Origin of the sequence: Psychromonas sp. SP041, from assembly GCF_000470315.2 — a bacterium.
Classification (GTDB): domain Bacteria; phylum Pseudomonadota; class Gammaproteobacteria; order Enterobacterales; family Psychromonadaceae; genus Psychromonas.
The window spans coordinates 1-2323 of record NZ_CBRF02000080.1 but is presented as its reverse complement, the minus strand read 5'-3'; the positions used below and the strand labels follow the sequence as shown (position 1 = coordinate 2323).

Here is a 2323-nt window from a genome sequence, read left to right as displayed (position 1 = left end):
CTTGTTGAACGAAGCCGCTGTGCGGCAGAAAAACAAAAGACCAATAACGTTCATACTTATTATCCACATCACGTCCTCGTGATGAATAATAGGAGTATAAGCGATGAACACTTCAGAACAACAACACTTTGACCTTTTATATCAACAACATTTGACCAACCTAACACTGCAAGGCATGCGACCCGCTACCATTGACGCGTACTCGAGAGCTGTCCGTAGAATAAGTGCTTTCTTTGACTGCCCACCTGATACATTAACCAAAGCCGATTTAAAAAACTACTTTGCACAACTCATTCAAACCCATTCATGGAGCACCATAAAATTAGACCGTAATGGCCTACAGTTTTTTTATAAACATACTCTCGATAGACAATGGGAATGGCTCAATATTGTCAAACCACCACAAGTAAAACACATTCCTGACATTCTCACGCCACAACAAGTTGGCTTGATGATTAGCCACACTCGTGCGTTGCGTTATCAAGTGTTTTTTCTTGTTTTGTACAGCATGGGATTACGCTTAAGTGAAGCCCTTGATTTGACCGTGAACGACATTGATAGCCATACCATGCAAGTGCATATTCGCGAAGGTAAAGGAGGCAAAGACCGCTTGCTACCTTTACCTAAACGAACACTCTCTGCGTTACGTTGCTACTGGTCAACGCATCGTCATCCTCAGTTGTTATTTCCAAGTATTGGTAAAAATACACAGGTGCCAATGGATAAAGGCAGTGTGCAGAAAGCCTTGAAGAAAGTGATTGTTGAGCTGAGGATTAATAAAAATATTAGCCCTCATTCACTGCGCCACTGCTTTGCAACTCATCTCTTAGAGCAAGGTATTGACCTACGCTCCCTGCAAATACTATTGGGACATCACAGCCTGAATACGACAGCGAAATACACACAACTTACCCCACTCAAACAAAAGGATAACGTCACCGCCCTGAATAAGTTAACTAATAAATTAGCCATTCAATGGGAGGTCTCATGAGCCAATTTATTGCACTACTTGGTCGCTATCAAGCGCAACTGGAGCAACAATATGGTGGATTATTGAATCAAGATATTCGCCGCGCCATCATTGACATGTTGCATTGTAAGCAGGATGAGTCTCGTTATAGCCAATGGCATTGTGGACATTGCCTGCATGACCAACAACACCTTGCATCCTGTGGGAACAGAAGTTGCCCACAATGTTTGCATCAAACCACATCAAATTGGTTAGCCAAACAAACCGATAAGTTATTACCCGTACACTATTTTATGGTGACCTTTACCTTACCCTATCAGTTCAGAGTACTTGCTCAAAAACATCCCAAAGCCCTCTATCAATTGATGTTTAAAATCACATCGAATTTACTAAAAGACTTTGCATCACGAGAGGATAAAGGCAACTTAGGCTTTACCAGTGTGCTGCATACTCACAATCGCAAAAGAGAACTACATCCCCATCTACACATTGTTATTCCTTCTGGTCGCTACGATGCAAGTAAGAAGCAATGGCATAAAGGGGATAAACGCTACCTGTTTAATGCTTTTTCGTTAGCTAAGGTCTGGCGAGGCAGAATGATGGAGGCAATCAATCATCACCCTCAGTTAGCACTACCGACCAACATCCCCAATAAATGGGTGGTTGATTGTCGTAAGGTAGGATTCGGCTTGTCATCATTTCAATATTTATCACGGTATTTGTATCGGGGCGTGTTACCCGACAAAGATATTATTCACATAACCGATGAAGAGGTTACGTTTAGATATAAAGAAGGTCACACCCATTTGATGAAGACACGCACTTTACCCGTACTTAAGTTCTTATGGTTGATACTGCAACATGTGTTACCTAAAGGATTACAGCGAGTACGTGATTATGGGTTTTTAAGGGGAAATGCGAAGCGATTACGCTTACAGATTCTGTTATTGCTTGGCGTGAATGTAGTGGTAGTGCCAACACCACCAAATGTGATGAAACGTATAAATTGCATTTGTCCCTGTTGTCAGCACATCATGCAATTTATGGGCATGGGACGACTGAGTCATTAATGTCTCTTTACGCTTGAGCTTCATAAGTTCATCGGCAGGCAGAAAAATAGAGTGGTCAAAGTAATAAAAGGAGGTTGATTGGCATTCAACATAAAAATATAAGGCACTGATATAATTGGGCTATCGATTGTATCTTAGCGAGACTCACCCTCAGAAAACTGAATCATCAACATTCCTTTAGTATAAAAACCGCTATTTACTATAATAAGTAAACCAACCTCAAACGGGCTTGTCCAACACCCGAATAAGGTGTCGGCTGCGCGACACCTATTCTTGTTTGTTA

General features: G+C 41.5%; 2 protein-coding genes. Both read left to right on the top strand.

Features of this window, described 5'->3' with window-relative positions:
- Positions 1-103 precede the first annotated feature (103 nt).
- Positions 104-991 carry a site-specific integrase gene (locus SP041_RS20590; RefSeq protein ID WP_025564305.1) on the top strand — a complete coding sequence of 296 codons (888 nt, stop codon included), beginning with the start codon at positions 104-106 and terminating at the stop codon, positions 989-991.
- The gene (locus tag SP041_RS20585; protein WP_025564307.1) at positions 988-2040 is read left to right on the top strand and encodes an IS91 family transposase; all 1053 of its coding nucleotides are present in this window, start codon (positions 988-990) and stop codon (positions 2038-2040) included. The genes SP041_RS20590 and SP041_RS20585 overlap by 4 nt, the downstream gene beginning before the upstream one ends.
- Positions 2041-2323: the final 283 nt, after the last annotated feature.